The sequence below is a fragment of the Roseibacterium elongatum DSM 19469 genome, from assembly GCF_000590925.1.
Lineage (GTDB): Bacteria > Pseudomonadota > Alphaproteobacteria > Rhodobacterales > Rhodobacteraceae > Roseibacterium > Roseibacterium elongatum.
Genome location: NZ_CP004372.1, coordinates 1,674,056 through 1,700,303 on the forward strand (window position 1 = coordinate 1,674,056; position 26,248 = coordinate 1,700,303).

The following is a 26,248-nucleotide window of genomic DNA, read 5'->3' on the forward strand; positions in this document are numbered from 1 at the left end:
AAGGTGCTCAAATGACCGACCAGTCCCCCAACGACCAGTTCCATGCCTCGAGCTTCATGCAGGGGCACAACGCCGCCTATCTCGAACAGCTCTACGCGCAATACGCCAATGATCCGAATGCGGTCGACGAAGGCTGGCGCGCGTTTTTCGCGGCCTTGGGCGACTCCGAGATCGACGTGAAGGCCGAGGCGCAGGGCCCGTCCTGGGCGCGCGCCGACTGGCCGCCGCAGCCCAGCGACGACTGGACCAACGCGCTGACCGGCGACTGGCCCGCAGCCCAGGCCGAGGTCAAGGAAGCCGGCCGCAAGATCAAGGAAAAGGCCGAGGAAAAGGGCGTCGAGCTGAGCGACAGCCAGGTGCAGCGCGCCGTGCTCGACTCGATCCGGGCGCTGATGCTGATCCGCGCCTACCGGATCCGCGGCCATCTGGTGGCCGATCTCGACCCGCTGGGCATGCGCGACCAGACCCCGCACCCCGAGCTTGACCCGAAATCCTACGGCTTCACCGAGGCCGATCTGGATCGGCCGATCTTCCTCGACAATGTGCTGGGCCTGCAAATGGGTTCGATCCGGCAGATCCTCGAGATCGTGAAACGCACCTATTGCGGCACCTTCGCGCTGCAATACATGCATATCTCCGATCCGGAACAGGCCGCCTGGCTCAAGGAACGCATCGAAGGTTTCGGCAAGGAAATCGCGTTTACCCGCGAGGGGCGCAAGGCCATCCTGAACAAGATGGTCGAGGCCGAGGGCTTCGAGAAATTCCTGCACGTCAAGTACATGGGCACCAAGCGCTTTGGCCTGGATGGCGGCGAATCGCTGATCCCCGCGATGGAGCAGATCATCAAGCGCGGCGGCGCTCTCGGCGTGAACGAGGTCGTCATCGGCATGCCGCACCGGGGCCGCCTGTCGGTTCTGGCCAACGTGATGCAGAAACCCTATCGCGCCATCTTCAACGAGTTCCAGGGCGGCAGCTTCAAGCCCGAGGATGTCGATGGCTCGGGCGACGTGAAATACCATCTCGGCGCGTCCAGCGACCGCGAGTTCGACGGCAACACCGTGCACCTGTCGCTGACGGCGAACCCCAGCCATCTCGAGGCGGTGAACCCCGTGGTCCTCGGCAAGGTGCGCGCCAAGCAGGACCAGTTGGGCGATGCCGAACGCAAGCAGGTCGTGGCCGTGCTGTTGCACGGCGACGCGGCCTTTGCCGGGCAGGGTGTCGTGGCCGAGGGCTTTGGCCTGTCGGGCCTGCGCGGGCACCGCACCGGCGGCACGATCCATTTCGTGGTGAACAACCAGATCGGTTTTACCACCGCGCCGCATTTCTCGCGCTCGTCGCCCTATCCCACCGACATCGCCCTGATGGTCGAGGCGCCGATTTTCCACGTCAACGGCGACGACCCCGAGGCCGTGGTTCACGCCGCCAAGGTGGCCATCGAGTTCCGCCAGAAATTCGGCAAGGACGTGGTCATCGACATGTTCTGCTACCGCCGGTTCGGTCACAACGAGGGCGATGAGCCCATGTTCACCAACCCGCTGATGTACAAGAAGATCAAGACGCAGAAGACCACGCTGCAGCTCTATACCGAGCGTCTGGTCCAGGACGGCCTGATCCCCGAGGGCGAGATCGAGGACATGAAGGCGGCCTTCCAGAGCCATCTGAACGAAGAGTTCGAGCGCGGCAAGGAATACAAGCCCAACAAGGCCGACTGGCTGGACGGGCGCTGGTCACATCTCAATCGCGAGGGCGAGGAATACCAGCGCGGCGAAACCGCCATCGCGCCCGAAACCATGGCCGATGTGGGCCGCGCGCTGACCACCGTTCCCGAGGGGTTCAGCCTGCACAAGACGGTGGGGCGTCTGCTCGAGTCGAAAAAGCAGATGTTCGACAGCGGCCAGGGCTTCGACTGGGCCACCGCCGAGGCGCTGGCCTTCGGCAGCCTGCTGACCGAGGGCTACCCCGTCCGCCTGTCGGGGCAGGACAGCACGCGCGGCACGTTCAGCCAGCGCCATTCCGGCCTGATCGACCAGACGACCGAGGATCGGTATTATCCTCTCAACCATATCCGCGAGGGGCAGCAGAAATACGAAGTCATCGACTCGATGCTGTCGGAATACGCGGTGCTGGGCTTCGAATACGGCTACAGCCTCGCCGAACCCAACGCGCTGGTGATGTGGGAGGCGCAGTTCGGCGATTTCGCCAACGGTGCCCAGATCATGTTCGACCAGTTCATCAGCTCTGGCGAGCGCAAGTGGCTGCGCATGTCGGGCCTTGTCATGCTGCTGCCGCACGGCTTCGAAGGGCAGGGGCCCGAACACTCCTCGGCCCGTCTCGAACGCTTCCTGCAAATGTCGGCCGAGGACAACTGGATCGTCGCCAACTGCTCGACCCCGGCGAACTATTTCCACATTCTGCGCCGCCAGATCCACCGCAGCTTCCGCAAGCCGCTGGTCCTGATGACGCCGAAATCGCTGTTGCGGCACAAGCTGGCGATTTCCGACGCCGCCGATTTCACCACCGGGTCCAGCTTCCACCGTGTGCTGTGGGATGACGCCGAAAAGGGCCATTCCGACACGAAACTGGCGGCTGACGACAAGATCCGCCGCGTCGTGATCTCGTCGGGCAAGGTTTATTTCGACCTGCTCGAGGAACGCGACGCCCGCGGCATCGACGACGTCTATCTCCTGCGTCTCGAACAGTTCTACCCCTTCCCGGCGCTGTCGCTGATGAAGGAGCTGGGCCGCTTCAAGGAGGCCGAGATCGTCTGGTGCCAGGAAGAGCCCAAGAACCAGGGCGCCTGGAGCTTCGTCGAGCCGAATCTCGAATGGGTGCTGGGCCGCATCGGCGCCACCCATGCGCGCCCCCGCTACGCCGGTCGCGCCGCCAGCGCTTCGCCGGCGACGGGTCTCGCCAGCCAACACAAATCCCAACAAGCCGCGCTCGTGAACGACGCGCTGACCATCGAAGGGTAACAAGACATGTCGATCGAAGTTCGCGTCCCCACCTTGGGCGAAAGCGTCACCGAGGCCACCGTGGCCACCTGGTTCAAGCAACCCGGTGATGCCGTCGCGGTAGACGAAATGCTGTGCGAGTTGGAAACCGACAAGGTGACGGTCGAGGTGCCCAGCCCCGCCGCCGGCACTCTGGGCGAGATCGTCGCCGGCGAGGGCGACACCGTGGGCGTCGACGCCTTGCTGGCCACGCTCAGCGAAGGCGCGGGCGCGGCCCCCGCCGCCAAGCCCGAGGCCAAAGCCGAGGCTGCCCCCGCCGCCTCGGACGGTGGGGAAGCCGTTGACGTGATGGTCCCCGCCTTGGGCGAAAGCGTGACCGAGGCGACCGTGTCGACCTGGTTCAAGAAAGCCGGTGACAGCGTTGCGCAGGATGAAATGCTCTGCGAGTTGGAAACCGACAAGGTTTCGGTCGAGGTGCCGGCCCCGGCCGCGGGTGTCCTGTCCGAAATCCTCGCCGCGGAAGGTGATACGGTCGAGGCGGGCGGCAAGCTGGCCCTCCTGACGGCGGGCGAAGGGGCCGCCGCTTCGGCGCAGGCCAGCGCCCCCGCGCCGACCTCCAGCGCCCCCGCCGCCGGCACCGGCAAGGATGTCGAAGACGCCCCCTCGGCCAAGAAGCTGATGGCCGAAAAGGGCATCGATCAGGCCAATGTGCAGGGCACCGGCAAGGATGGCCGCATCATGAAGGAAGACGTGATGAAGGCCGCCTCGGGTGCTGCCGCCGCCGCAACCGCCGCCGCCCCGGCCCCGGCCCCCGCCGCAGCCCCGCGTGCGCCCAGCCCGGCCGAGGATGCCGCGCGCGAGGAACGGGTCAAGATGACCCGCCTGCGCCAGACCATCGCCCGCCGCCTCAAGGACGCGCAGAACACCGCCGCGATCCTGACCACCTTTAACGAGGTGGACATGACCGAGACGATGGCCCTGCGCAAACAGTACAAGGACGAGTTCGAGAAGAAGCACGGCGTGCGCCTGGGCTTCATGTCCTTCTTCACCAAGGCCTGCTGCCACGCCCTGCGCGAAGTGCCCGAAGTGAATGCCGAGATCGACGGCAATGAAATCGTCTACAAGAACTTCGTCCATATGGGCATCGCCGCCGGCACGCCCCAGGGCCTTGTCGTGCCGGTCATCCGCGACGCCGACCAGATGTCCTTTGCCGGGCTGGAAAAGGCGATCGCCGAAAAGGGCAAGCGCGCCCGCGACGGAAAACTGTCCATGGCCGAGATGCAGGGCGGCACCTTCACCATCTCGAACGGCGGTGTCTACGGCTCGCTCATGTCCTCGCCCATCCTTAACCCGCCGCAATCGGGTATCCTGGGCATGCACAAGATCCAGGACCGCCCGATGGTCATCAACGGCGAGATCAAGATCCGCCCGATGATGTATCTGGCCCTCAGCTACGATCACCGTATCGTCGACGGCAAAGGCGCCGTGACCTTCCTCGTCCGCGTGAAAGAGGCGTTGGAAGATCCCCGGCGCCTGCTGATGGATCTGTGAAATGGAGATAGAGCTTGTTTCGAAAAAACGCCTTAACAGTGATCGTGGCCGCAACGTCCATCATGTTGCCCAGCATTTCTTCCAGCCAAGAAGTGCTTTCAGGCACGCCAGCTTTGGAAGCCGCTGTAAGCGCCTTTTATGAGGGGCTTAACGGGTCAGAGACTCAGATTTCTGGCGCAATTGGCACCCTCTTCGGCGGCGATCGAATCTACTTTGCGGATGGGACGGGGCGATATCGCATTTTGCTCGATGCGGGGCGCAATGTTCGGCGAGACATTGAAGGGTGTGAGTTGGAATTGTTCGAAACGCTTCAATCGCCATGTCAAATTGAAGGAACGGTAGAACTTTCAATCGACGACGAGGACGATAACTTGGCCGATGGTATCGAAATCGAGATGATACTTTTTTCGGTTGAGAGCTTCACGCGCAGCGAGTGACACGGCTCATTCGGGTTGAGCTAGTCGGTATTTAAGAAGCAGAGAATTAAAATGACCACCGAACTCACCGTCCTCACCCTCGCCGCGCTCTGGCAGGTCGTGCAGATCGCCCTTTTCTCCGTCACGGCGCAGGGGCAGGTCGGCACCGACTATGCCGCCTCTCCGCGCGATGAAAAGCGCGAGTTGACCGGCATCGCGGGCCGCTTCCAGCGCGCGATGAACAACCATTTCGAGGGGCTGATCCTCTTCGGCATCGCCGCCGTCGTCATCTCGATCTCGGACCAGTCCACCACTGTGACGCAGCTTTGCGCGCATGCTTACCTGATCTCGCGCATCTTCTACGTGCCGGCCTATGCGCAGGGTCTGACCCCGTGGCGCAGCCTGATCTGGGCGGTGGGCTTTGTCGCGACCGTCACCATGCTGATCGCGGCGCTGATCTAGGCCCCGCGACGGCCATTTTCATCGCGCGGCGTCCCGCTCTGCCGCGCATCGCAACCCAGCCTCGTGTATGTACGGGGTGTGTACAGGGTGTGTACGCCCTGTGACCGCAAGAAATTGGATAGGAGTCCCCCATGTCCCAGTACGATGTCATCGTGATCGGATCCGGCCCCGGCGGCTATGTCTGCGCCATCCGCTGCGCGCAGCTGGGCCTGAAAACCGCGTGCGTCGAGGGGCGCGAGACGCTCGGTGGCACCTGCCTGAACATCGGCTGCATCCCCTCCAAGGCGCTCTTGCATGCCTCGCACCAACTGCATGAAGCGGAACACAATTTCGCGAAGATGGGCCTCAAGGGTAAATCCCCCTCGGTCGACTGGAAACAGATGCAGGCGTACAAGGACGACGTGATCGGCCAGAACACCAAGGGCATCGAGTTTCTGTTCAAGAAGAACAAGATCGACTGGCTGAAAGGCTGGGGTTCGATCCCCGAGGCCGGCAAGGTCAAGGTCGGCGACGCGGTGCACGAGGCGAAAAACATCATCATCGCAAGTGGTTCCGTACCCTCCGCCCTGCCTGGCATCGAGGTCGACGAGAAGGTCGTGGTCACCTCCGAGGGCGCGCTGGCGTTGCCCAAGATCCCCAAGAAGATGGTCGTGATCGGCGCGGGCGTGATCGGGCTTGAGCTTGGCTCGGTCTATGCGCGGCTGGGCACCGAGGTGCAGGTGATCGAGTTTCTCGACCAGATCACGCCGGGCATGGATGGCGAGGTCTGCAAGACCTTCCAGAAGCTGCTGACGAAACAGGGCCTGTCCTTCACCCTCGGCGCGGCCGTGCAGAAGGTCGAGGCCACAAAGACCAAGGCGAAAGTCACCTACAAGCTGCGCAAGGATGACAGCGAGGCGACTGTCGATGCCGATGTCGTTCTGGTGGCGACGGGGCGCAAGCCCTATACCGACGGCCTTGGCCTCGATGCGCTTGGCGTCGAGATGACCGAGCGCGGCCAGATCAAGACCGATGGCCATTGGGCGACCAATGTGAAGGGCGTCTATGCTATCGGCGACGCCATCGCCGGTCCGATGCTGGCCCACAAGGCCGAGGACGAGGGCATGGCCGTGGCCGAGGTGGTCGCCGGCAAGCATGGGCACGTGAATTACGACGTGATCCCCGGCGTGATCTACACCCACCCCGAGGTCGCCAGCGTCGGCCAGACGGAAGACGCCCTGAAAGAGGCGGGCCGCGCCTACAAGGTCGGCAAGTTCTCGTTCATGGGGAACGGTCGCGCCAAGGCGAATTTCGCCGCCGACGGCTTCGTCAAGATCTTGGCCGACAAGGAAACCGACCGCATTTTGGGCGCGCATATCATCGGGCCCATGGCGGGGGACCTGATCCACGAGATCTGCGTTGCGATGGAATTCGGCGCCAGCGCGCAGGATCTGGCGCTGACCTGTCACGCCCACCCGACCTATTCCGAGGCCGTGCGCGAGGCCGCGCTGGCCTGCGGGGACGGGCCGATCCATAGCTGAGACAGCCCGCGTTACCGCCCCCTGGACGGCCAGCTACACACCTGCGCTGCGCGTGGCGCGGGGCGAGGCCCTGACGCTCGGAGGCACGGACCCCGAGAACCCCGGCTGGCGCTGGTGTGTCAATGAAAAGGGACTGGGCGGCTGGTTGCCCGAGGGTTGGGTCGTGGACGGCCGCGCAAAAGGGGCGTTCGATACGACCGAAGCGACGGTCGCACCGGGCACGCGTGTCACGCTGGTCCGGGCCCATGCGGGGTGGTGGTTTTGTCGTCTGGGCGACGGGCGTCACGGCTGGTTGCCCGAAAGCGTTCTGTCGATCGGGGATTGAGGCCCGAGGGCCGCGCCGCCTGTGGCGTCGCCCGGGCAAGCCTTGCAAGGGGTCTTGACCCCCTTGCAAGGCTGACGCGCGTGCCGCGCGTGCATATTTCCGGGATAAAGAGGAGATCAGGTGGCGAGCAATCGCAGCCCTTGGGTGACATCGGCCCGAACGGCGAGGCGCAGGCCCGGCTCGTCGCCGGCCTTGAGCGCGCCTAGGATCAGTTTGTGGTGCTGGGGTGGCTCGGTCCGGTTCAATCGCCCGTAGAGCGCCCGCATGGTCGGGCCCATTTGCAACCAGACGGTTTCGGCCAGCGCCAGCATCGCGGGCGCCTGCGCCCGCAGATAGAGCGTGCGGTGAAACTCGAGGTTGGCGCGGATATAGGCGACGGCATCCCGGGCGGGCGACGTTCTGCGCGATGGCGGCGTTGATCGCCTCCATCCGTCGATCGAGGGCGGGGTGGGCGCGGGGCAGGGCGCGGGCCGACAGTTCGGGCTCCAGCAGGGCGCGGATCGCGGCCAGTTCCTCGATCCGTTCGTTGGACAATTCGGGCGTCGAGACGCGCCCCGAGGCCGACAGGAACAGCGCCCCCTCGGAGACGAGCCGGCGCACCGCCTCGCGCGCGGGGGTCATCGAGACGCCGAATTCGCGGCCCAGACCGCGCAGGGTCATGGCCTGACCCGGGCCGACCTCGCCATGCATGATGCGCGAGCGCAGCGCGCGATAGACCCTGTCATGGGCCACGGCGGCGCCGGTATCGGTCGGGCGGGGGTTCATCAGCATGGCGGGGACCTATTCGTTCGTGGCCGTGTCGAAGCGCCAGGCCAGCAGCTCCGCGCCATGGGACCTCAGCCACTGCCGGTGGCGGTCGGTTTCGGGGCACAGGGTATGACAAACCGACCAGAAGGCGGCGGAGTGGTTCATTTCGGCCAGATGCGCGACCTCGTGGGCGGCGACATAGTCGAGGATTTCGGGCGGGGCCATGATCAGCCGCCACGAGAACATCAGGTCCCCGCGCGCCGAACAACTGCCCCAGCGCGAGCGCGGATCGCGCAACGTGAGGCGACCGGGTACGCGGCCCAGGGTTTGGGCATGCCGCGCGACCGAGGTTGACAGCCGCTCGCGTGCCAGCGCCGTCAGCAGCGCCTTGATGCGCGGCCCTTCGCGTGGGCCAGGGGGAACATGGATGACCCCGCCATCGAAGCGCGCGGCGCGTCCGGGTCCGGGCGCGACCGGGCGGGGGGTTCCGCAAACCGGGACCAAAGCGCCGATGCGGGCCAGTTTCCGGTCGGGGGCGTCGCGCAGGTGGCGGCGCACCCAGTCCTCGCGATCCCGCAGGAAGGCCAGGGCCTCGGCTTCGCAAGCCCATTGCGGCAGGCTGAGCGACACGCGGCCATCGGCGCGGCTGACCCGCAGGGAAAAGCGTTTGGCACGGGCGCTGCGCCGCAGTCGAACGACGACCGGCGGATCGCCGGGCAGGATATGGGTTGAAACGGGCGTGTCGGGTGCCAATCTCAGCTCCGGGCTAGGGTGATCGCGACCTTTACCCGGTTTTCCGGGAAAGGGTTTACAGGGTCTCGACAGTATGGCAGATGGCCGCAATTCACTCGATAGCGATGATTGGAGGGGGTGTCATGCCCAAAGAGGAATGGGGCGTCAAACGCGTTTGCCCCACCACCGGCAAACGGTTTTACGATCTGAACCGCGATCCGATCGTCAGCCCGTACACGGGTGACGTTGTCGTGTTGGACACCGGCAAGGGTGGCCGCACCCTGGTGGCGGACAAGGCGGATCCGAAATCGGCCAAGAAAAAGGCCGAGGAAACCGATGGCGACGATCTGGTGATCGATGACGATCTCGATATCGAGGACGATTCGGATGTCGAGATCGAAGATGACGATGTGCTCGACGATGACGACGATTCGGACACCGTCGCGCTCGACGATCTCGCGGATGTCGCCTCGGACGACAGCGACGAAAGCTGATTGCACGGGGCGGCGGGTATCCGGCACGGGCGGCGATTTTTTCGCTTGAACTGCCCCGCCAGTGCCACTAAACCGCCGCTACCGACCGCATCGGGGTGCCGATGCAACGTGGGGCCATAGCTCAGTTGGGAGAGCGCTTGCATGGCATGCAAGAGGTCAGGGGTTCGACTCCCCTTGGCTCCACCAAATTCTCTCATTCAAACTGATCACGACGCCTGTTTCAGGTGACGCGCCGTGGCGCACCAGCCCCTTTCCCCATGCGTCGGATGCCGACGTTGCCCGGATGCCGTTCCGTCAGGTGTCGGGGGTCTGTTCCGGCGGGTCGTCATAGACCGACCAGCCGTAGTCGCCCTTGCTGTCGGGCAGATCCTTTTCCCGAAGATTGCGGGCCATGTAGGCCTTGGCGATGAAATTCGCCGTGATCGGGGCCGTCAGGAACAGGAACAGCGTGATCAGCAACTCATGGATCGAGAATTGGCCCTTCTCGACGTAGAAGAAGATCATGGAGGCGATCAACACTCCGCCCACGCCAAGCGTCGTCGCCTTCGTCGGCGCGTGCAGGCGTTGAAGCGTGTTCTTCAGTTTCACAAGGCCATAGGACCCGACGAACCCGAAGACGCCACTGATGACCAGAAAGGCCGAGATCAGCAATTCCGCGACAAATCCCATGCTCTGCCCCTCACTCGATGATGTCGCCGCGCAGCACGAAGCGGCAATAGGCGACGGTTGAGACGAATCCGACCATGGCCACCAGCATGGCGGCCTCGAAATAGATCGCGGTGCCGCGCCAGACACCGTAGAGCACCAGGAGCGCGATCACGTTGATGACCATGGTGTCGAGCGCAAGGATGCGATCGGCCGAGTCGGGGCCGACGCCGATGCGCCACAGGTCCAGCAGCAGGGCGATGCCGTAGCAACTGGCGGCAAAGATCAGGGCATATTCGATCATTGAAAGATCTCCTTCAGGCGCCGTTCGTAGCGGGACTTGATCTCGTCCCGCACGCTGTCGGGGTCGTCGCTGTGCAGGCAATGCACCAGGATGCTGCGGCCATCGGCCGACAGCGTTGCCGAGACGGTCCCCGGTGTCATCGTGATCGTCCCGGCCAGTACCGTGATCGCCTCGGCCGAGGTCAGATCGAGGGGAATGGCGATCCAGTGCGAGCGGATGCTGCGTTCGCGCCGGAACAGGATGATCATGGCCACCTGTACATTCGCCACGATGATATCCCACAGCACGACCAGCATGTATTCCATCACCTTGATCGGATGGCCGATCTTGGGGCGGTTGGGCCAGTAGGGGGCGGTGACCATCGGAATGACAAGGCCGAACAGCACACCGAGGATCAGGTTGCCCAGCGTGAAGGTATTGACCAGCCCGATCCAGACCAGCACCAGCGTCACGCTGAGAAGCGGGTGGGGGATGAGGTGTCGCAGCATCCGTCAGTCCTCCGTGCCGGGGGACGGCTCGAGCACGGCGGCAACATAGCCGTCGCGGTCGAACAACTGGGCGGTCGTCCCTTCGAGATAGGTTGTGGCCGGACCGGCGAAGATCGACAATGCGACAAGGGCGGCCAGGGCGATCATGCTGGGGGCGATCTGCATGGGGCGCGCGGCTGCGGGGGCGGCGTGCTCGGCGGCCTCGGCGATCTCGGGGGCGGTCTCGGGGGCGGCGGCCGCGGGCAGGGTCGCGGTCGATTTCCAGAACACGATGCTGCCCGCGCGGGCGAACCCAACGATGGTCAACAGCGATCCGCCCAGGATGGCCGACCAGGCCCAGACCATCTGCCCGGGCGCGCGCAGCGCATCCAGAACCAGCAGCTTGCCCAGAAAGCCGCTGAGCGGCGGCATGCCGGCCATCGCGATCGCGCCGGCAAAGAACAAGGCGGCGAAGAGGCCGTTCTGCACCGTTGCGGGAACCGCACGCAGATGGTCGCCGCCCCGCTGGGTGACGGCCAGATCGGCGATCAGGAACAGGCAGGCGGCGGCGAAGGTCGAATGGACCATGTAATAGAGCGCCGCCGTCATCGCAGCAGGGGCAAAGGCCGCAACCGCGACCAGCAGGGTGCCCATCGAGCCCACCACCGAAAACGCGATCAAGGGCATCAGGCGCTTGGCCCCCAGCACGCCAAAGGCCCCCACCGCGATGGTCACGATGGCCGCCGGAAACAGCCAGGTGGTGGCGATGTCTTCGGTGCCGGCCTGGCCAGGCCCGAAGGCCGTGGTATGCACGCGAAGGATGGCATAGGCCCCGACCTTGGTCATGATCGCGAACAGCGCCGCCACCGGCGCGGGGGCGTTGGCATAGGTGGCGGGCAGCCAGAACTGCACCGGAAACAGCGCCGCCTTGACCGCGAACACGATCATCAGCAGCACCGCCGCCACGCGAACCAGCGCCGCCTCTTCTGGCGGGATCTCGGCGATGCGCACGGCCAGATCGGCGATGTTGAGCGTGCCGGTCGCCGCATAAAGCGTGCCGAGGGCGAACAGGAACAGGGTCGAGCCGGCCAGGTTCATCACCACGTATTGCAGGCCGGCCCGCATCCGCTCGCGCCCGCCTGAGTGGATCATCAGCCCGTACGAGGCGATCAGCAGCACCTCGAAAAAGACGAAGAGGTTGAACACGTCACCGGTCAGGAACGCACCGCAGATCCCCATCAACTGGAACTGGAACAGCGTGTGGAAGTGCCGCCCGCGGGCGTCCCAGCCCGTCGTGATCGCATGGATCAGGACGATCAGCGCCAGCACCGAGGTCAGCAGGATCATCAGTGCCGACAAGCGGTCGAGCACGAGGACGATGCCAAAGGGCGCGGGCCAGTCGCCCAGGCGATAGATATGGGTCTGACCGTCCGCCGCCATGACCGTAAGGCCGATGGCGATCGCCAGAAGCAACGAGGTTCCCGCGACCGACGCCGTGCGCGCCAGGGTCATGTCGTGACGCATGACAAAGCCGATCAGCGGCGCCAGCATCGCCGGCAGGATGACGGGCAGGATGATCCAGTGCATCATGCCTTGGTCTCCTCCGGCGCGCCGCGCGCGGGGTCGCTTTGCGGGTCGGGTTCCGTCGTTTCGGCCTCGATATCGATGCGGTCGCTATCGGCCTCGAGATAGGCGCCCAGCCCGATCATCACCAAAACCGCCGTCATCCCGAAGGAAATCACGATGGCCGTCAGAACCAGGGCCTGCGGCAGCGGGTCCGTATAGCTGGCCTCGCCATAGCGCGACAGGATCGGCGACTGGTCGATGGCCAGCCGTCCACTGGCGAAGATGAACACGTTCACCGCATAAGACAGCAACGCAAGGCCCAGGATCACCGGAAAGGTCCGCAGGCGCAGCATCAGGTAAACCCCGCCAGCCGTCAGCGTGCCGACCGTGCTTGCCACGATCAGTTCCATCTCAATCCTCCAGGTCTCTTGCGGCGGCGGCCGCGCCGGGGTCGTAATCCATCGGGTCCGGGTTGACCGTTTCGCCGGCGTAGCGCGCGATCCGGCTGAGGCTGTAGAGCATCAGCATCACCGCGCCCAGAACGGTCATGAACACGCCGAGGTCGAACAGCATGGCCGTGGCCAGCTCGAACTCCTCGATCGGGGGGAGATGGACGTAGGTATAGGCACTGGTCAGAAACGGCTGGCCCGCCAGCCAGGCGCCCGCGCCGGTCAGGCCGGCGATCACCACGCCAATCCCGATCAGGGTATGGTACTCGATGCGCTTGCGCTCCTGCGTCCAGGCAAAGCCCGAGGCCATGTATTGCATCAAGAGCGCGATGGCGACGACCAGCCCCGCGACAAAGCCGCCGCCCGGCTGGTTGTGCCCGCGCAGGAAGATGTAGATGCCCACGACGATGGCGATGGGCATCAGCACGCGGGTGACGACCACCATCATCAGCGGGTGCCGGTCGCGCGAACGGTCCTGATCGTAATCGGTATTCTTCAGGCGGCGCGCGGCGGGGCCATTCAGCAAGGCATGCATAAGTGCGTAGATCAGGAAGCCGGCGATGCCCAGAACGATGATCTCACCATAGGTGTCATAGCCGCGGAAATCCACGAGGATCACGTTGACCACGTTGGTGCCGCCACCGCCTTCGTAACTGTTGGCGACGTGATAGTCCGAGATCGTTTCGATGTCGCGCACCAGGAAGGCATAGGCCAAGGCCCCAACACCGCCGCCGGCGGTCAGGGCGATCAGCCCGTCACGCAGTTTCAGGCCGATGGGGCTTTCACGCGGGGTGGTCTTGGGCAGGAAATGCAGCGCCAGCAGCAGCAGCATGATCGTGACCGTCTCGACCGAGATCTGGGTCAGCGCCAGATCGGGGGCCGACAGATAGACGAACCCCGCCGAAATCGCGAGGCCGATGATCCCGATCAGCACCAGCGCGCGGAACCGGTGGTGATGCATCCCCACGACCGAGACGGTCGCCACCAGCAGCATCACCCAGCCCACAACGATGACCGCAGGCGCGGGCAGCATGCCGCGGGTCGGCTCGGACAGGCCGCCGCCCGAAAACGCGATGTAACCGAGGGCCACGGAGGTGACCGTGAAGATGGCCAGATAGCGGCTGATGGCGCCGTTATGGGTGGCTTCGGTGATCGCGCGCGACAGGGCCACGAGGCCCGCAACCAGCCGGTCGAAGATCGCCTTGGCCTCGGGTCGGGGGGCCGCGATCCAGGCGCGGTCCAGCGGGCGATGCATCAGCAGAAGCAACGCGCCGCCCGCGACGGCGATCACCGACATCCACAGCGCGGGCGTGACGCCGTGCCAGATCTTCAGATGCGGGTGCAGATCGCTGCCCGTCACCGCATTGGCCGCTGCGGTCACGACCCCCTCGGCGAGGAAGGGCGCAACGCCGATCACAACGACCAGCGTGGCCAGCAATGCCGGGGCGGCCCACATCCCAAAGGGAGGATCATGGGGTTTGTGCGGGTAGTCGTCGCGTTGCGGCCCCAGGAAGACATGGGCGATGAAGCGCAACGAATAGGCGACCGACAAAAGCGCCCCCAGCGTTGCCAGCACCGGCACGGCATAGGGGCTGCCGAACCAGTCGGTATGCGACGCCTCTTCCAGCATCATTTCCTTGGACAGGAAGCCGTTGAACAGCGGGATGCCTGCCATCGACAGGGCCGCGACCGTGCCGATGACAAAGGTCACGGGCATCAGGTGCCGCAAGCCCCCCAACCGTTTTATGTCGCGGGTGTGGGTCTCGTGATCGACGATCCCCGCCGTCATGAAGAGGGCGGCCTTGAAGGTCAGGTGGTTGATGATGTGGAACACGGCCGCGACGGCCGCCGCCTCGGTGCCGAAGCCCAAAAGCATGGTCAGCAGGCCAAGGTGGCTGACAGTCGAAAAGGCCAGCAGCGCCTTGAGGTCATCCTTGAACAGCGCGATCAGCGCGCCCAGCACCATCGTGACGAGGCCCGTGGTCGCCACGATGTAGAACCACGCATCGGTGCCCGCCAGAACCGGCCACATCCGCGCCATCAGAAAGACGCCAGCCTTCACCATGGTGGCCGAATGCAGGTAGGCCGAGACGGGCGTGGGTGCGGCCATCGCGTGCGGCAGCCAGAAATGGAACGGGAACTGTGCCGATTTGGTGAAGGCCCCCAGCAGGATCAGGATCAGCGCGGGCAGGTACCACTCGGAGGCCCGGATCGCTTCGCCCGCCTGCAGAATGTCGGTCAGGTTGTAGCTGCCCGCGATATTGCCCAGGATCAGCATGCCCCCGATCATCGCCAGCCCGCCCGCGCCGGTCACGGCCAGGGCCATGCGCGCGCCTTGCCGCCCCTCGGGCAGGTGTTTCCAATAGCCGATCAGCAGGAAGGACGACAGCGAGGTCAGCTCCCAGAAGATCAGCAAAAGCAGGATGTTGTCGGAAATGACGATGCCCAGCATCGCGCCCTGGAACAGCAACAGATAGGTATAGAACTGCCCCATCGGGTCCTCGCCCGACAGGTAGAAACGTGCATAGAGCGTGATCAGCAGGCCCATGCCCAGGATCATGCCGGCGAACAGCAGGCCCAACCCGTCCAGAAAGAACGAGGCCGACAGCCCCAGTTGCGGCAGCCATTCGATCTCGGCCTGGATCACCTCGCCGCGCAGAACGGCGGGGGCCAGGATCATCAGCATCACCAGCGCCAGAATTGTGGGGACTGCGGTGAACATCGCCGACGCGGTGCGTCCGGCACGGATCATCAACCCGGGAATGAGCGCCCCGACAAAGGGCAGGAGCGCGATGTAGAACAGCAGATGGCCCGCGTGGCTCATGCGTCGATCCTATGCAGCTTGCGATAGAGGCGATAGGTAACGACCGCCGCCTGCGGTGTAAAACATAGGTTTCGCCCGCGCGTAAGAGCGTTTCACGTGTTGCCATGGCGACACCCGCCCGGTGCGGGGTGCCGTCCACATGAGAATTTTGGCTGTGATGTGCCGCCGGTCATGGCGGCGCCGGCCGGATCAGACCAATTTCTGATTTTCGTTCATGACGCGGTGTCACATCTGTGCATGCCGCTGGCCGGCACGGCGCTGGAGGCCGTCCCGGATCGGCTGTGGCGGGTTCTAGGCCGCCGCCGGTGCGTTGCCGCCGTCGCCTTGCCGGGCGTCGTCGTTCTTGACACCCAGATCCGCCCCGATGGCGCGGCCCCAGGCGCGCACGTCGTAGCGGCTGACGGCGCGTCGCAGGTCGGCCATGCGTTGGCGGCGTTCGTCCTCGGGCATGGTCAGGGCGGTGTGGATGGCCGAATCCATCGACCGGTTCGAGAACGGGTTCGTGATGACGGCCGAGCCCAGTTCGACAGCGGCCCCGGCGAATTCCGACAAGACCAGGACGCCGTCGCCATCGGTGCGCGAGGCGACGAATTCCTTGGCGACCAGGTTCATCCCGTCAGCCAAGGGCGTGATCCAGGCCACATCGGCCGCCCTGTAATAGGCGACCAGTTCGGCAAAGGGGATCGCCCGCGAAATCAGGGCGATGGGCTGCCAGTCGAGCCGCCCGAACCGCCCGTTGATCCGGCCGGTCACCTGTTCGATATCGTTCTGGATATCCTCATAGGCGGTCATGTTGCGATTGGCCGCGACCGATACATGCATCAATCGCACCTTGCCCACGAGGTCGGGGTGTTTTTCAAGCAGGCGTTCGAAGCTGGCCAGTTGTTCGATGCCGCCCTTGGTGTAGTCGGTGCGCCCCACGGACAGGATCAGCTGCGCACCCCCCATTTCCTCGCGGATCTGGGCGGCGCGGGCGGTGGTCTCGGGGCTGTCGGCGTTGCGTTCGACAAAGGGTACATCGACCCCCACGGGCGCCACGCTGATCTCGGTATCGCGTCCCTGGTACGAGATCCGCGTGGGCACGGTGCGTTCGTTCAGGGCCGTCCCCTCGAAGGTCAGGTGCGGGCCGACCGTTTCGCGGTCTTCGACGGTCACATCCAGCAGGCTGCGCGCGACCGAGACGAAATTCGTCGCATAGCGCGGAATGTGGAACCCGACCACATCGCAGGCCAGCAGGCTTTCCACGATCTCGCGCCGCCAGGGCAGCACGTTGAAGACGTCCGCCGAGGGGAAGGGCGTGTGGTGGAAGAACGCAATGCGCAGATCGGGCCGCATCTGGCGCAAGTAGCCGGGCACAAGCCACAGGTTGTAGTCATGCACCCAGACCAGGGCGCCCTCGGATGCCTCGGCCGCCGCCGCCTCGGCAAAGCGCCAATTCACCTCGCGGAAATTGGGCCAGTTCACCGGGTCGTAATCGTAGCGTTCCTTGAACGAGTGCAGGATCGGCCAAAAGGCGGATTTCGAGGTGATGTGATAGAACTCGCTTACCTGCTCCTTGGTCAGGGGCAGGCGCGAGACGGAGTATTTGCCATAGGCATCGTCGATCTCGACCACTTGGTCGAAGCCGGGATTGGCGCTGTCCTCGGCCAGCTTCCACGCGATCCAGGCCCCGTGATCGACCGCCCCGAAAAAGCTTTTCAGAGTCGGGACGATGCCGTTGGGGCTCTTGTTTTCCTGGAACGTGACCTTGCCGTCCGCGTCCTCGACTTCCTCGTAGGGTTGGCGGTGGTAGACGATGACCAGATCCGATGCCATGGCTGTGTTCCCCCTCAGTCCTTGGTCAGAAAGCCGAACCGCAGGATCGCCTCGGCGATGCCGGCGACGCCGTGTTCCTTGGCGCGGTGGACATGGTCATGCCCGTCCAGCGCCTCGACCAGGGCCGGTTCGGAATTGCCGACGGCCACGGCTTGCAGGCCCATGGCCAGCATCGAGTGGTCGTTCATCGTGTCGCCCGCGACCAGGCATTTGCGATTGTCGATGCCCAGATGGTCCAGCAGGCGCAGCAGCGACGGCCCCTTGCTGACGCCTTTGGGCAGCACGTCGAAATAGCGATCGGCCGACATCAGCGCATCGAGCCCCATTTCGGCCACCAGGTCGAAGGCCACGGGATCAAAGCGCGAGGGGTCCATGTCATAGCTGACGCGGTACCGGAAGGCCGCGGATTGCAGCTTCAGGCCCGACACGCGGTGCAGGGCGGACTCGACCTTGCGATTGGCATCGCCCCAGGCCTCGGCGATTTCGGTTTCCAGCGCCTCGATCGGCGAGACATGGTAACTGTCGTCGAAGGCGGCGATCGTGGTGCCAACATCGCCGATCACGTAATCGGGGCGCGGCACGCCCTGTTTGCGCGTCAGATGGTTGATGAAACCGGGGTCGCGCCCGGTCACGAAGATCAGCCCGACACGGGACCGGTTTTCCTCGATCCAATCGTAGAAGGCGCGGCACTCGTCCTCGGTGCCGCCCAGAAATGTGCCGTCCAGATCGGTGGCCAGCACAAGATCCTTTTCGGCGATGGTCGGGATTTGCATTGTTTCGTGTCGGGTCATGACATCCTTTCAGCAAGCGTTTGTACGGCGGTGTCGTCCGCCGGGTGAGTCAGCGACAGGGCCATCGCGCGCGGCTCGGACTCGATGGGTCGGGCCCAGAGCGCCGCGAAGGCGTCGCCAATCGGGGTGCCATCGTGCAGGATGGCGCGCACCGTGTCGCAGATCGGTATCGGCACGTTCAGCCGCCGGGCAAGGTCGGTGACGGATTTCGCGTTCTTCTCGCCCTCGACCACGACCGGCGCGCCATCGAAGCAGTCGGATCGCGGCGTACCCTGACCCAACTGCTGACCCAGCGACATGTTCCGCGACGTGGGCGAAGAACATGTCAGCGTCAGATCGCCGACCCCGGACAGGCCAGTCACCGTTTCGCGGCGGCCGCCAAGCGCCTCGGCCAGGGCCTTCATCTCGTCCACGCCGCGCGTGATCAGGGCCGCACGGGTGTTTTCGGCAAATCCGGCGCCGGTCATCATCCCGCAGGCGATGGCGATCACGTTCTTGACCGCGCCGCCAACCTCGACCCCGATCGGATCGTCCGAGACATAGGCGCGGAAGCTTTCGGTCGTCAGCGTCACGGCAAAGCGGGCGGCGGCGCTGTCCTCGGGGTGGAGGCGATCGCGATAGGCGAAGGGAAACGCCGCCACGGCCGCCGTCGGGTGGTTCAACGCGGTCTCCCGCGCGAAGGTCGGGCCCGAGACCACGCCGACGGGGTGTCCCGGCAGTTCCTCTTCCGCGACCTGCGTCATCAGCAGGCCGGTTTCCCCCTCGATCCCCTTGGCGCAGAGCGCGATGGGAATGCCGGCGGGGGCGTGGGCGGCGACCTGTCGGGACACGAGGCGCACCGACTGGGACGGGACCACGATCATCGCGGCATCGGCGTCGCGCAGGGCGTCTCGCATTTCACGCACGGCCAGCAGGGATTCGGGCAGATCGACGTCGCTGATATAGGCCGGGTTGCGGTGATCGCGGTTGATGGCATCGACAACGTCGCCCGACCGGCCCCACAGCCGCACCTGCGCGCCCGACCGGGCTGCGGTGGCGGCAAGCGCCGTGCCCCAGGATCCCGCCCCGATCACGGCCATGCGGGCAAAAGGCTTGGCATCATGCGGCAGCGGCTCGCCATTCACGGATTGGATTTTCATGTCGTCTCCTTCTTCTGGCGCGAGGAGCGCGCTGGCATCGAATCGCGCCGGATTTGGGAGAGCGAGGCATCTTGACCGATGCAGTCCGGCGGGGGCGGAGCGGCGCAGATTGCGCCTTCAGCGTCGTGGTCAGTGAACGTCCATACCATAAGGATGGGGTTGTCACCGGTTTCTTCAAGCCGTTGGCCCTGCCGGCGCAAGGAAACCCCCTGTCTTTCTGCTGCTGCACAAGAATTGGGCAGATCCCGGCCGCCCATGTCCAATTTTCCCCCGTATCACACATTTTTTGCCGGAAAGCGACACCGCATGTGTCGTTTTTTGACTTTTCGTCGTGGCGCGCTTACCTATTGCCTGCAGTCGTTTATGCTGCGTTGCAGAAACCAACAGGAGGCCTCCCCAGATGACCACCACCGTTCGCACCGCGATCTTTCCCGTTGCCGGTCTGGGCACGCGCTTTCTTCCGGCGACCAAGGCGACGCCGAAAGAGTTGCTGCCGGTCATCGATACGCCACTGATCCAATACGCGATCGACGAGGCGCGGGCGGCCGGCATAGAGCGGATGGTGTTTGTCAGCCACCCGTCCAAAACCGCCATCCAGCGCCATGTCATGGACAACGTGCGCCTGCGACAGGAGCTGGCTGAACGCGGCAAGGCCGATCTCGCCGACGAGTTGCAGGAGGCCGCGCTGTGCCCCAAGGCCGATGACGTAGCCTTTACCATGCAGAACGAACAGCTTGGCCTCGGGCACGCGGTTCTTTGCGCGAAACCCTTCGTGCTGCCCGGTCCGGTGGCCGTCATCCTGCCCGACGACCTGATCCTGGGCGAGCCCGGATGCCTGTCGGAAATGGTCGAGGCCTATGAGACGGCCAATGCCGGGCACATGATCGCCACCATGACCGTCGCCCCGGAAGACACCCGGAAATACGGCATCCTGTCCGTCACCGCCGCCGAGGGGCGCCTGATGCGCGCCGATGGCATGGTCGAGAAACCCGACCCGGCCGAGGCCCCGTCGCACGAAGCAGTGGTGGGGCGCTACATCCTGCATCACGACATCTTCGACGCGCTCGAGACGCAGACTCCCGGCGCCGGCGGCGAGATCCAGTTGACCGACGCCATCGCCCGTGGCGCTGCCGACTACGGCCTTGCCGGGTGGCGCTTTTCCGGCATCCGCTTCGACTGTGGCTCGAAGCCGGGCATGCTGCGTGCGACCCTGCACCTCGCCGCGCAGGACCCCGAATATGCCGAAGTTCTCGAGGACCTCGCGCTGTCGGCCAGCACGTCGCCGCGCGCGGCCTGACCCATTCCCATTGCACCCGGAGGCCCCAAAGGGCAAAACCCGGGTCAGCCGCCGGACACCCCGCCACGCCCGCTGCGCGGCGCGGGCAGGGGCCGGCCAACCAAGGGGAGTGAGGGACTGATGGCAAAACTTGCGTTTTTGGGTCTGGGGGTCATGGGCTACCCGATGGCGGGGCATCTCAAGGCCTCGGGCCATGACGTGACCGTCTACAATCGCACCACCGCCAAGGCGGAGAAATGGGCCGAGGACCATGGCGGCAGTTTTGCCCCGACCCCGCGCGAGGCCGTCGAGGGATGCGATTTCGTCATGGCCTGTGTCGGCAATGACGACGATCTGCGCTCGGTCGTGACCGGCGCGGACGGTGCGTTGGCCGGCATGAAAGGGGGTGCGATCTTTGTCGACCACACGACAGTGTCGGCGATCGTGACCGAGGAGATGGCCGCCCAGGCCGCGCAGAAGGGGATCGGCTGGGTCGACGCGCCTGTCTCGGGCGGGCAGGCCGGGGCCGAGAACGGCCAGCTTGCCATCATGTGTGGGGGCGACGAGGCGCATTTCACGGCCGCGGCGCCCGTGATGGAGTGCTACTCCAAGATGACCGAGCGTTTCGGCCCGGTCGGGTCGGGGCAAAAGACCAAGATGGTCAACCAGATCTGCATCGTGGGCGCGATCCAGTCGATTTCCGAAGGCCTCTATTTCGCGATGAAGGCGGGGCTCGACCCCAAGAAGGTCGCCAACCTCGTCAGCCAGGGCGCGGGCGGGTCGTGGCAACTGGCCAACCGCGCGGGCACGATGGTGGACAACGAGTTCAACCATGGTTTCGCCGTCGACTGGATGCGCAAGGATCTGGATATCGCCCTGACGCAGGCCGACGAGATGGGCCTGTCGCTGCCCGTGACAGCGCTGGTCGATCAGTTCTATGCCGAGGTGCAGCAGCTGGGCGGCGGCCGGTGGGACACCTCCAGCCTGATCCAGCGCTTCCGCCGGATGCATGGCGAAGAGGTCTGACGCCTCGGTGCCCTTTACCCTGACCGAGACGGGCGCGCTTGCGGGGGCGGGCTTCGACACGATCATCGATGTCCGCTCGCCCTCGGAATATGCCGAGGATCATCTGCCCGGCGCGATCTCGCTGCCCGTGCTGTCGGATGCCGAACGCGCCGAGGTCGGCACGATCTATGTGCAGGACAGCCCGTTTCGCGCCCGCAAGATCGGCGCGGCCAAGGTGGCCCGCAACGCCGCCCGCCATATCGAGGACAGCCTGATGGGCTTTGATGGCGGCTGGCGGCCGCTGGTCTATTGTTGGCGCGGCGGGCAACGGTCGGGCGCGTTCACCTCGATTCTGCAACAGATCGGCTGGCGGGCCGAGGTGTTGCAGGGCGGCTACCGCACGTGGCGGCGGCTGGTGGTGAAAACGCTCTATGAAGAGGCTCTGCCACTGCGTGTGCTGCGGCTGGATGGCTTCACCGGCACGGCCAAAACGGCGCTTCTGGCCGAAGTGGCGGCGCAGGGCGGTCAGGTGATCGACCTCGAGGGGTTGGCGAACCATCGCGGGTCGATCCTGGGGGATGTCGAGGGCGATCAGCCCGCTCAAAAAGGGTTCGAGTCCGCGCTGGTGGCGGCGCTGGACCGGCTGGACCCATCCCGCCCCGTGTTGGTCGAGGCCGAGTCCGCCCGCATCGGTCGCTTGCGCATCCCGCCGCAATTATGGGTCGCCATGCGCGACAGCGCCCGCATCGTGATCGAGGCACCCATTGCGGCCCGCGCGGAATTCCTCGCCGAGGCTTACGCCGACCTTGCCGCGGACACATCCGCCCTGACCGAGCGGCTGAACAAGCTGCGGACGCTCGCGGGGCACGAAACCGTCGATGGATGGCTGACGCTGCTGGGGGAGGGGCGGTTGGTCGACCTGTCCGCCTCACTGGTCGAACGCCATTACGACCCGGCCTATGCCCGCCTGCGCAAGGGCGATGAAAGCCCGGTGTTGGCCCGGCTCCAGTCCGACAGGCTCGATCCCGCCGCGCTCAAATCGCTGGCCACCCGGATCTGCGACACGCTCGACGCTTGAGCGGGCGTTTTCCTCGAGGAAAACGGCCCGGAAAACGCGCGTTTTCCGCCCGCCCCGGCCCGGCCGTCGCGCTATGCCGCGCCGGTGCCCCCTTGGCCTTTCCGCCTGGCTTCGGTAGGGAACCCGCGACGCGAGGAAAGAGGCGTGGAACCCATGGACAAGAGCTTCAACGCGGCCGAGGCCGAGGCCCGCATCATGCAGGAATGGCAGGCGAAGGACTGCTTCAAGGCCGGCGCCAACGCCAAACCCGGTGCCGATCCGTTCTGCATCATGATCCCGCCGCCGAACGTGACAGGTGTTTTGCATGTGGGCCATGCCTTCAACAACACGCTTCAGGATGTGCTGGTGCGCTGGCACCGGATGCGCGGCTTCGACACGCTGTGGCAGCCGGGCACCGACCACGCGGGCATCGCCACGCAGATGGTTGTCGAGCGCGAATTGGCGAAAGAGGGCAAATCCCGCCGCGACATGAGCCGCGAGGATTTCCTGTCCCATGTCTGGGCGTGGAAGCAGAAATCCGGCAACACGATCCGCGAACAGCTCAAGCGCCTTGGTGCCTCCTGCGACTGGTCGCGCGAGGCCTTCACCATGTCCGGTGCCCCTGGTGCACCGCAGGGCGAGGACGGTAATTTCCACGATGCCGTCATCAAGGTCTTCGTGGACATGTACAACAAGGGCTTCATCTACCGCGGCAAGCGGCTGGTGAACTGGGACCCACATTTCGAGACCGCCATATCCGATCTCGAGGTCGAGAATATCGACCAGCAGGGCCATATGTGGCACTTCAAATACCCGCTCGCCGGTGGTGAAACCTACACCTATGTCGAGAAGGACGCGGAGGGGAACGTCACCCTCGAGGAAGAGCGCGACTATATCTCGATCGCCACGACCCGGCCCGAGACGATGCTGGGCGATGGTGCCGTCGCGGTGCATCCCGATGACGCCCGTTATGCGCCGATCGTCGGCAAGCTCTGCGAGATCCCGGTCGGGCCCAAGGAACACCGCCGCCTGATCCCGATCATCACGGATGAATACCCCGACCCCGATTTCGGCTCGGGCGCGGTCAAGATCACCGGCGCGCATGATTTCAACGACTATGGCGTGGCCAAGCGCGGCGACATTCCGTGCTACCGTCTGATGGATGAAAAGGCCCATCTGCGCGAAGACGGGCTGCCCTATGCCGAGGCCGCCGCCATCGCGCAGGAGGTCGCCAACGGCACCCGCACCCTGTCCGAGACCGAGGCCGACGCGCTGAACCTCGTGCCCGATCACCTGCGCGGGTTGGAGCGGTTCGAGGCGCGCAAGCGTGTCGTGGCCGAGATCACCGAGGAAGGCCTCGCCGTGATGACCCGCGCCGACGATCCGCGGCTCGGCAAGGCCGCGGTCAAGGCAGATGACGAAGCCGCGTCGCACCCCGTTCCGCTGGTCGAGGAAAAGCTGATCACGCAGCCCTTTGGCGACCGCTCCAAGGTGGTGATCGAGCCGATGCTGACCGACCAGTGGTTCGTCGATACCGCCAAGATCGTCGGCCCCGCGCTGGATGCCGTGCGCGACGGGCGCACCACGATCATGCCGGAACAGCACCGCAAGGTGTATTTCCACTGGCTTGAGAATATCGAGCCCTGGACCATCTCGCGCCAGCTGTGGTGGGGCCACCAGATCCCCGTCTGGTACGGGTTCGACCTTGGCAGCCACGGCTTCACCGATGACGAGGGCGACGGGCAACTCGATATCGTCGAGATGCTGCGCCTTTTGTCAGCGCAGACCCTGCTGAAAGGGGACGAGCGCCACCACGCCGCCCATGATTTCGAGGCCGTCTCAAACCAGTTCGCCGATGTGCTGGCCAAACTGCCGGCGCCGCTGAACCATGCGCAGGTGATCGAGGTCGAGGATCGCCACGCCGCCGCCCACGCGCTGGCCGAAAGCCTTGCGCAATACAACCTCAGCGAGGATCCCACGCATCTGGTCTATCCTGTCTGGCGCGACGCTGACGTGCTGGACACATGGTTTTCCTCGGGTCTTTGGCCCATCGGGACGCTCGGCTGGCCCGAGCAGACGCCCGAATTGCAGCGCTACTTCCCGACCTCGGTCCTTGTCTCGGGCTTCGACATCATCTTTTTCTGGGTCGCCCGGATGATGATGATGCAACTGGCCGTGGTGGACGAGATCCCGTTCAAGCAGGTCTATGTCCATGCCCTCGTCCGCGACGAAAAGGGCCGCAAGATGTCGAAATCCATCGGCAACGTGTTGGACCCGCTCGAATTGGTGGACGAGTTCGGCGCGGACGCGGTGCGCTTTACCCTGACCGCGATGGCCGCCATGGGGCGCGACCTGAAACTGTCCAAGGACCGCGTCGCGGGCTATCGAAATTTCGGCACCAAGCTGTGGAACGCCGCGCGCTTTGCCGAGATGAACGACTGCAAGCCGGTGCCGGGGTTCGACCCGGCCGGCGTAACCCAGACGGTGAACAAGTGGATCATCGGCGAGACAGCCCGCGCGCGTCTGGCCCATGACGAGGCGCTGTCGGGTTTCCGCTTCAACGATGCGGCCAACGGGCTTTATGCCTTCGTCTGGGGGCGCGTCTGCGACTGGTATCTGGAATTCGCCAAGCCGCTTTTCGACAGTGGCGATGCCGCCATCATCGCGGAAACCCGCGCCACGATGGCGTGGGTGATCGACCAGTGCCTGATCCTGATGCACCCCACCATGCCTTTCGTCACCGAAGAGCTGTGGGGCGAGATCGCCGCGCGCGACACCATGCTGATCCATGCCGATTGGCCGAGCTATGGCGACGAATTGATCGACCCGGCCGCCGATGCGGAGATGACCTGGGTTCTCAGCCTCATCGAAGAGGTCCGCTCGGTCCGGCAGCAGATGCATGTGCCCGCTGGTCTCAAGGTGCCGCTGTTGCAGTTGCAACTCGATGCGGACAAGCAGGCCGCCTATGACGCCAACGCGATGATGATCGAACGGCTTGGCCGGATCGAGGAGTTGCGCGTGATCAGCGACATGCCCAAAGGCGCGGTCACCGTCGCGGTCGAAGGGGGCACATTCGGCCTGCCGATTGCCGATTATATCGATGTCGAGCAGGAGAAGGAGCGCCTTGAAAAGGTGCTTGGCAAACTGGCCAAGGAAATCGGCGGCCTCAAGGGGCGGCTCTCGAACCCGAAATTCGCCGAAAGCGCGCCGGAAGAGGTGGTGCAGGACACCCGCGACAACCTTGCCGCGCGCGAGGAGGAAGAGGGCAAGATCCGAGCCGCGTTGGAGCGTCTGAGCGCCCTTGGGTGATGGACCGGCCGGCATCGGGTTGCCCGTCGCCCCGGGCCGCCGGATGCGGTAACCTGCGCGCATGTCCGCGTTCTTCGACAAGCTTGCTGAACGCCAGATGCAGAAAGCCCTGGCCGAGGGGAAGCTCTCGTGCCTTGAGGGCGAGGGCAAACCCCTGCCCGATCGCCCCGAAGGGGCCTTTGTCAGCGCGGGCGAGGCCGTGGGCTATCGCATGATGGCGGAACATGGTGCGCTGCCCGAGGAAATCGAGTTGCGCCGTGCGGTCGAGGCCGCCAAGGCCGCTTATGCCGAGGCGAAGACCGACCATGAAAAACGCCGCGCCATGGCCCGGATCGCCGAATTGCAGTTGAAATGCGCGATCGCGACCGAGGCGCGCAAGGCCTTCATGCGGTAAAACCTCCAT

General features: G+C 65.0%; 22 protein-coding genes, 1 tRNA gene and 1 pseudogene. 13 read left to right on the forward strand and 11 right to left on the reverse strand.

The genetic code is table 11. From position 1 onward, the window contains the following. The first annotated feature begins 11 nt into the window (after positions 1-11). From ROSELON_RS08125 to ROSELON_RS08150, 6 genes are all read left to right on the forward strand, one after another. The gene (locus ROSELON_RS08125; RefSeq protein ID WP_025311913.1) at positions 12-2,972 is read left to right on the forward strand and encodes a 2-oxoglutarate dehydrogenase E1 component; all 2,961 of its coding nucleotides are present in this window, start codon (positions 12-14) and stop codon (positions 2,970-2,972) included. A 6-nt stretch (positions 2,973-2,978) separates the two neighbouring features. After that, positions 2,979-4,502 carry a 2-oxoglutarate dehydrogenase complex dihydrolipoyllysine-residue succinyltransferase gene (gene odhB, locus ROSELON_RS08130; RefSeq protein ID WP_025311914.1) on the forward strand — a complete coding sequence of 508 codons (1,524 nt, stop codon included), beginning with the start codon at positions 2,979-2,981 and terminating at the stop codon, positions 4,500-4,502. A 38-nt stretch (positions 4,503-4,540) separates the two neighbouring features. After that, positions 4,541-4,939 (forward strand): hypothetical protein, encoded by a 399-nt coding sequence (locus tag ROSELON_RS08135; protein ID WP_156945896.1) that lies wholly within the window; start codon positions 4,541-4,543, stop codon positions 4,937-4,939. A gap of 51 nt (positions 4,940-4,990) precedes the next feature. After that, positions 4,991-5,380, forward strand: a complete 390-nt coding sequence (locus ROSELON_RS08140; RefSeq protein WP_025311916.1) for an MAPEG family protein — start codon at positions 4,991-4,993, stop codon at positions 5,378-5,380. Positions 5,381-5,511: 131 nt separating this feature from the next. Then, complete coding sequence (lpdA, locus tag ROSELON_RS08145; RefSeq protein ID WP_025311917.1) at positions 5,512-6,900, forward strand: dihydrolipoyl dehydrogenase; 1,389 nt, start codon at positions 5,512-5,514, stop codon at positions 6,898-6,900. A gap of 52 nt (positions 6,901-6,952) precedes the next feature. After that, a complete protein-coding gene (locus tag ROSELON_RS08150; RefSeq protein WP_025311918.1) occupies positions 6,953-7,225 on the forward strand; it encodes an SH3 domain-containing protein in 273 nt (90 codons plus the stop codon). A 116-nt stretch (positions 7,226-7,341) separates the two neighbouring features. On the opposite strand, the pseudogene ROSELON_RS08155 reads toward ROSELON_RS08150, so the two are convergent. After that, positions 7,342-7,996 (reverse strand): annotated as a pseudogene (locus ROSELON_RS08155) (GntR family transcriptional regulator). A 9-nt stretch (positions 7,997-8,005) separates the two neighbouring features. Beyond that, a complete protein-coding gene (locus ROSELON_RS08160; RefSeq protein ID WP_156945897.1) occupies positions 8,006-8,725 on the reverse strand; it encodes a M48 family metallopeptidase in 720 nt (239 codons plus the stop codon). 122 nt (positions 8,726-8,847) lie between these two features. Between ROSELON_RS08160 and ROSELON_RS08165 the strand changes: the two genes are divergently transcribed. Both ROSELON_RS08165 and ROSELON_RS08170 read left to right on the forward strand, forming a co-directional pair. Then, on the forward strand, positions 8,848-9,198 hold the full coding sequence (locus tag ROSELON_RS08165) for a TIGR02300 family protein (RefSeq protein WP_025311922.1): 351 nt from the start codon (positions 8,848-8,850) through the stop codon (positions 9,196-9,198). Positions 9,199-9,308: 110 nt separating this feature from the next. Beyond that, positions 9,309-9,384: transfer RNA gene (locus tag ROSELON_RS08170), tRNA-Ala, on the forward strand. 108 nt (positions 9,385-9,492) lie between these two features. Here the strand turns inward: ROSELON_RS08170 and ROSELON_RS08175 are convergent. The 9 genes from ROSELON_RS08175 to ROSELON_RS08215 form a co-directional block, all read right to left on the reverse strand. Beyond that, positions 9,493-9,867 (reverse strand): Na+/H+ antiporter subunit G, encoded by a 375-nt coding sequence (locus ROSELON_RS08175; RefSeq protein WP_025311923.1) that lies wholly within the window; start codon positions 9,865-9,867, stop codon positions 9,493-9,495. Between the two features lie 10 nt (positions 9,868-9,877). Then, positions 9,878-10,147 carry a K+/H+ antiporter subunit F gene (locus ROSELON_RS08180; protein WP_025311924.1) on the reverse strand — a complete coding sequence of 90 codons (270 nt, stop codon included), beginning with the start codon at positions 10,145-10,147 and terminating at the stop codon, positions 9,878-9,880. Then, positions 10,144-10,635, reverse strand: coding sequence for a Na+/H+ antiporter subunit E (locus tag ROSELON_RS08185; RefSeq protein ID WP_025311925.1), 492 nt, complete (start codon positions 10,633-10,635; stop codon positions 10,144-10,146). Before ROSELON_RS08185 ends, ROSELON_RS08180 begins: the two co-directional genes overlap by 4 nt. 3 nt (positions 10,636-10,638) lie before the next feature. Further along, positions 10,639-12,204, reverse strand: coding sequence for a monovalent cation/H+ antiporter subunit D (locus ROSELON_RS08190; protein ID WP_025311926.1), 1,566 nt, complete (start codon positions 12,202-12,204; stop codon positions 10,639-10,641). After that, positions 12,201-12,590 carry a Na+/H+ antiporter subunit C gene (locus tag ROSELON_RS08195; protein ID WP_025311927.1) on the reverse strand — a complete coding sequence of 130 codons (390 nt, stop codon included), beginning with the start codon at positions 12,588-12,590 and terminating at the stop codon, positions 12,201-12,203. The genes ROSELON_RS08190 and ROSELON_RS08195 overlap by 4 nt, the downstream gene beginning before the upstream one ends. A 1-nt stretch (position 12,591) precedes the next feature. After that, entirely contained in the window at positions 12,592-15,453 is a 2,862-nt protein-coding gene (locus ROSELON_RS08200; RefSeq protein WP_025311928.1) for a monovalent cation/H+ antiporter subunit A, read from the reverse strand. A gap of 291 nt (positions 15,454-15,744) precedes the next feature. Next, on the reverse strand, positions 15,745-17,268 hold the full coding sequence (gene ggpS / locus ROSELON_RS08205) for a glucosylglycerol-phosphate synthase (protein ID WP_025311929.1): 1,524 nt from the start codon (positions 17,266-17,268) through the stop codon (positions 15,745-15,747). Positions 17,269-17,282: 14 nt separating this feature from the next. Beyond that, on the reverse strand, positions 17,283-18,041 hold the full coding sequence (locus ROSELON_RS08210) for an HAD-IIB family hydrolase (RefSeq protein ID WP_038650321.1): 759 nt from the start codon (positions 18,039-18,041) through the stop codon (positions 17,283-17,285). A 14-nt stretch (positions 18,042-18,055) separates the two neighbouring features. Beyond that, positions 18,056-19,198: an NAD(P)H-dependent glycerol-3-phosphate dehydrogenase gene (locus ROSELON_RS08215; RefSeq protein WP_025311931.1), complete on the reverse strand. Its 1,143-nt coding sequence runs from the start codon at positions 19,196-19,198 to the stop codon at positions 18,056-18,058. 400 nt (positions 19,199-19,598) lie between these two features. Between ROSELON_RS08215 and ROSELON_RS08220 the strand changes: the two genes are divergently transcribed. From ROSELON_RS08220 to ROSELON_RS08240, 5 genes are all read left to right on the forward strand, one after another. Further along, positions 19,599-20,495, forward strand: a complete 897-nt coding sequence (locus ROSELON_RS08220; RefSeq protein ID WP_025311932.1) for a UTP--glucose-1-phosphate uridylyltransferase — start codon at positions 19,599-19,601, stop codon at positions 20,493-20,495. 120 nt (positions 20,496-20,615) lie between these two features. Next, entirely contained in the window at positions 20,616-21,500 is an 885-nt protein-coding gene (locus tag ROSELON_RS08225; protein WP_025311933.1) for an NAD(P)-dependent oxidoreductase, read from the forward strand. Further along, entirely contained in the window at positions 21,484-22,557 is a 1,074-nt protein-coding gene (gene mnmH, locus ROSELON_RS08230) for a tRNA 2-selenouridine(34) synthase MnmH (RefSeq protein WP_084613730.1), read from the forward strand. The genes ROSELON_RS08225 and mnmH overlap by 17 nt, the downstream gene beginning before the upstream one ends. A gap of 153 nt (positions 22,558-22,710) precedes the next feature. Continuing rightward, the gene (locus ROSELON_RS08235) at positions 22,711-25,845 is read left to right on the forward strand and encodes a valine--tRNA ligase (RefSeq protein WP_025311935.1); all 3,135 of its coding nucleotides are present in this window, start codon (positions 22,711-22,713) and stop codon (positions 25,843-25,845) included. Between the two features lie 61 nt (positions 25,846-25,906). Beyond that, positions 25,907-26,239 (forward strand): DnaJ family domain-containing protein, encoded by a 333-nt coding sequence (locus ROSELON_RS08240; RefSeq protein ID WP_025311936.1) that lies wholly within the window; start codon positions 25,907-25,909, stop codon positions 26,237-26,239. Positions 26,240-26,248: the final 9 nt, after the last annotated feature.

Bases quoted from the DNA above. Each gene is read 5' to 3' on its own strand.
- ROSELON_RS08190 (WP_025311926.1), bottom strand. From the start codon at position 12,204: ATGATGCACTGGATCATCCTGCCCGTCATCCTGCCGGCGATGCTGGCG.
- lpdA (WP_025311917.1), top strand. From the start codon at position 5,512: ATGTCCCAGTACGATGTCATCGTGATCGGATCCGGCCCCGGCGGCTAT.
- ROSELON_RS08125 (WP_025311913.1), top strand. From the start codon at position 12: ATGACCGACCAGTCCCCCAACGACCAGTTCCATGCCTCGAGCTTCATG.
- ROSELON_RS08200 (WP_025311928.1), bottom strand. From the start codon at position 15,453: ATGAGCCACGCGGGCCATCTGCTGTTCTACATCGCGCTCCTGCCCTTT.
- ROSELON_RS08140 (WP_025311916.1), top strand. From the start codon at position 4,991: ATGACCACCGAACTCACCGTCCTCACCCTCGCCGCGCTCTGGCAGGTC.
- ROSELON_RS08235 (WP_025311935.1), top strand. From the start codon at position 22,711: ATGGACAAGAGCTTCAACGCGGCCGAGGCCGAGGCCCGCATCATGCAG.
- ggpS (WP_025311929.1), bottom strand. From the start codon at position 17,268: ATGGCATCGGATCTGGTCATCGTCTACCACCGCCAACCCTACGAGGAA.
- ROSELON_RS08220 (WP_025311932.1), top strand. From the start codon at position 19,599: ATGACCACCACCGTTCGCACCGCGATCTTTCCCGTTGCCGGTCTGGGC.
- odhB (WP_025311914.1), top strand. From the start codon at position 2,979: ATGTCGATCGAAGTTCGCGTCCCCACCTTGGGCGAAAGCGTCACCGAG.
- ROSELON_RS08185 (WP_025311925.1), bottom strand. From the start codon at position 10,635: ATGCTGCGACACCTCATCCCCCACCCGCTTCTCAGCGTGACGCTGGTG.
- ROSELON_RS08175 (WP_025311923.1), bottom strand. From the start codon at position 9,867: ATGGGATTTGTCGCGGAATTGCTGATCTCGGCCTTTCTGGTCATCAGT.
- ROSELON_RS08240 (WP_025311936.1), top strand. From the start codon at position 25,907: ATGTCCGCGTTCTTCGACAAGCTTGCTGAACGCCAGATGCAGAAAGCC.
- ROSELON_RS08225 (WP_025311933.1), top strand. From the start codon at position 20,616: ATGGCAAAACTTGCGTTTTTGGGTCTGGGGGTCATGGGCTACCCGATG.
- ROSELON_RS08195 (WP_025311927.1), bottom strand. From the start codon at position 12,590: ATGGAACTGATCGTGGCAAGCACGGTCGGCACGCTGACGGCTGGCGGG.
- ROSELON_RS08210 (WP_038650321.1), bottom strand. From the start codon at position 18,041: ATGCAAATCCCGACCATCGCCGAAAAGGATCTTGTGCTGGCCACCGAT.
- ROSELON_RS08215 (WP_025311931.1), bottom strand. From the start codon at position 19,198: ATGAAAATCCAATCCGTGAATGGCGAGCCGCTGCCGCATGATGCCAAG.
- ROSELON_RS08180 (WP_025311924.1), bottom strand. From the start codon at position 10,147: ATGATCGAATATGCCCTGATCTTTGCCGCCAGTTGCTACGGCATCGCC.
- ROSELON_RS08165 (WP_025311922.1), top strand. From the start codon at position 8,848: ATGCCCAAAGAGGAATGGGGCGTCAAACGCGTTTGCCCCACCACCGGC.
- mnmH (WP_084613730.1), top strand. From the start codon at position 21,484: ATGGCGAAGAGGTCTGACGCCTCGGTGCCCTTTACCCTGACCGAGACG.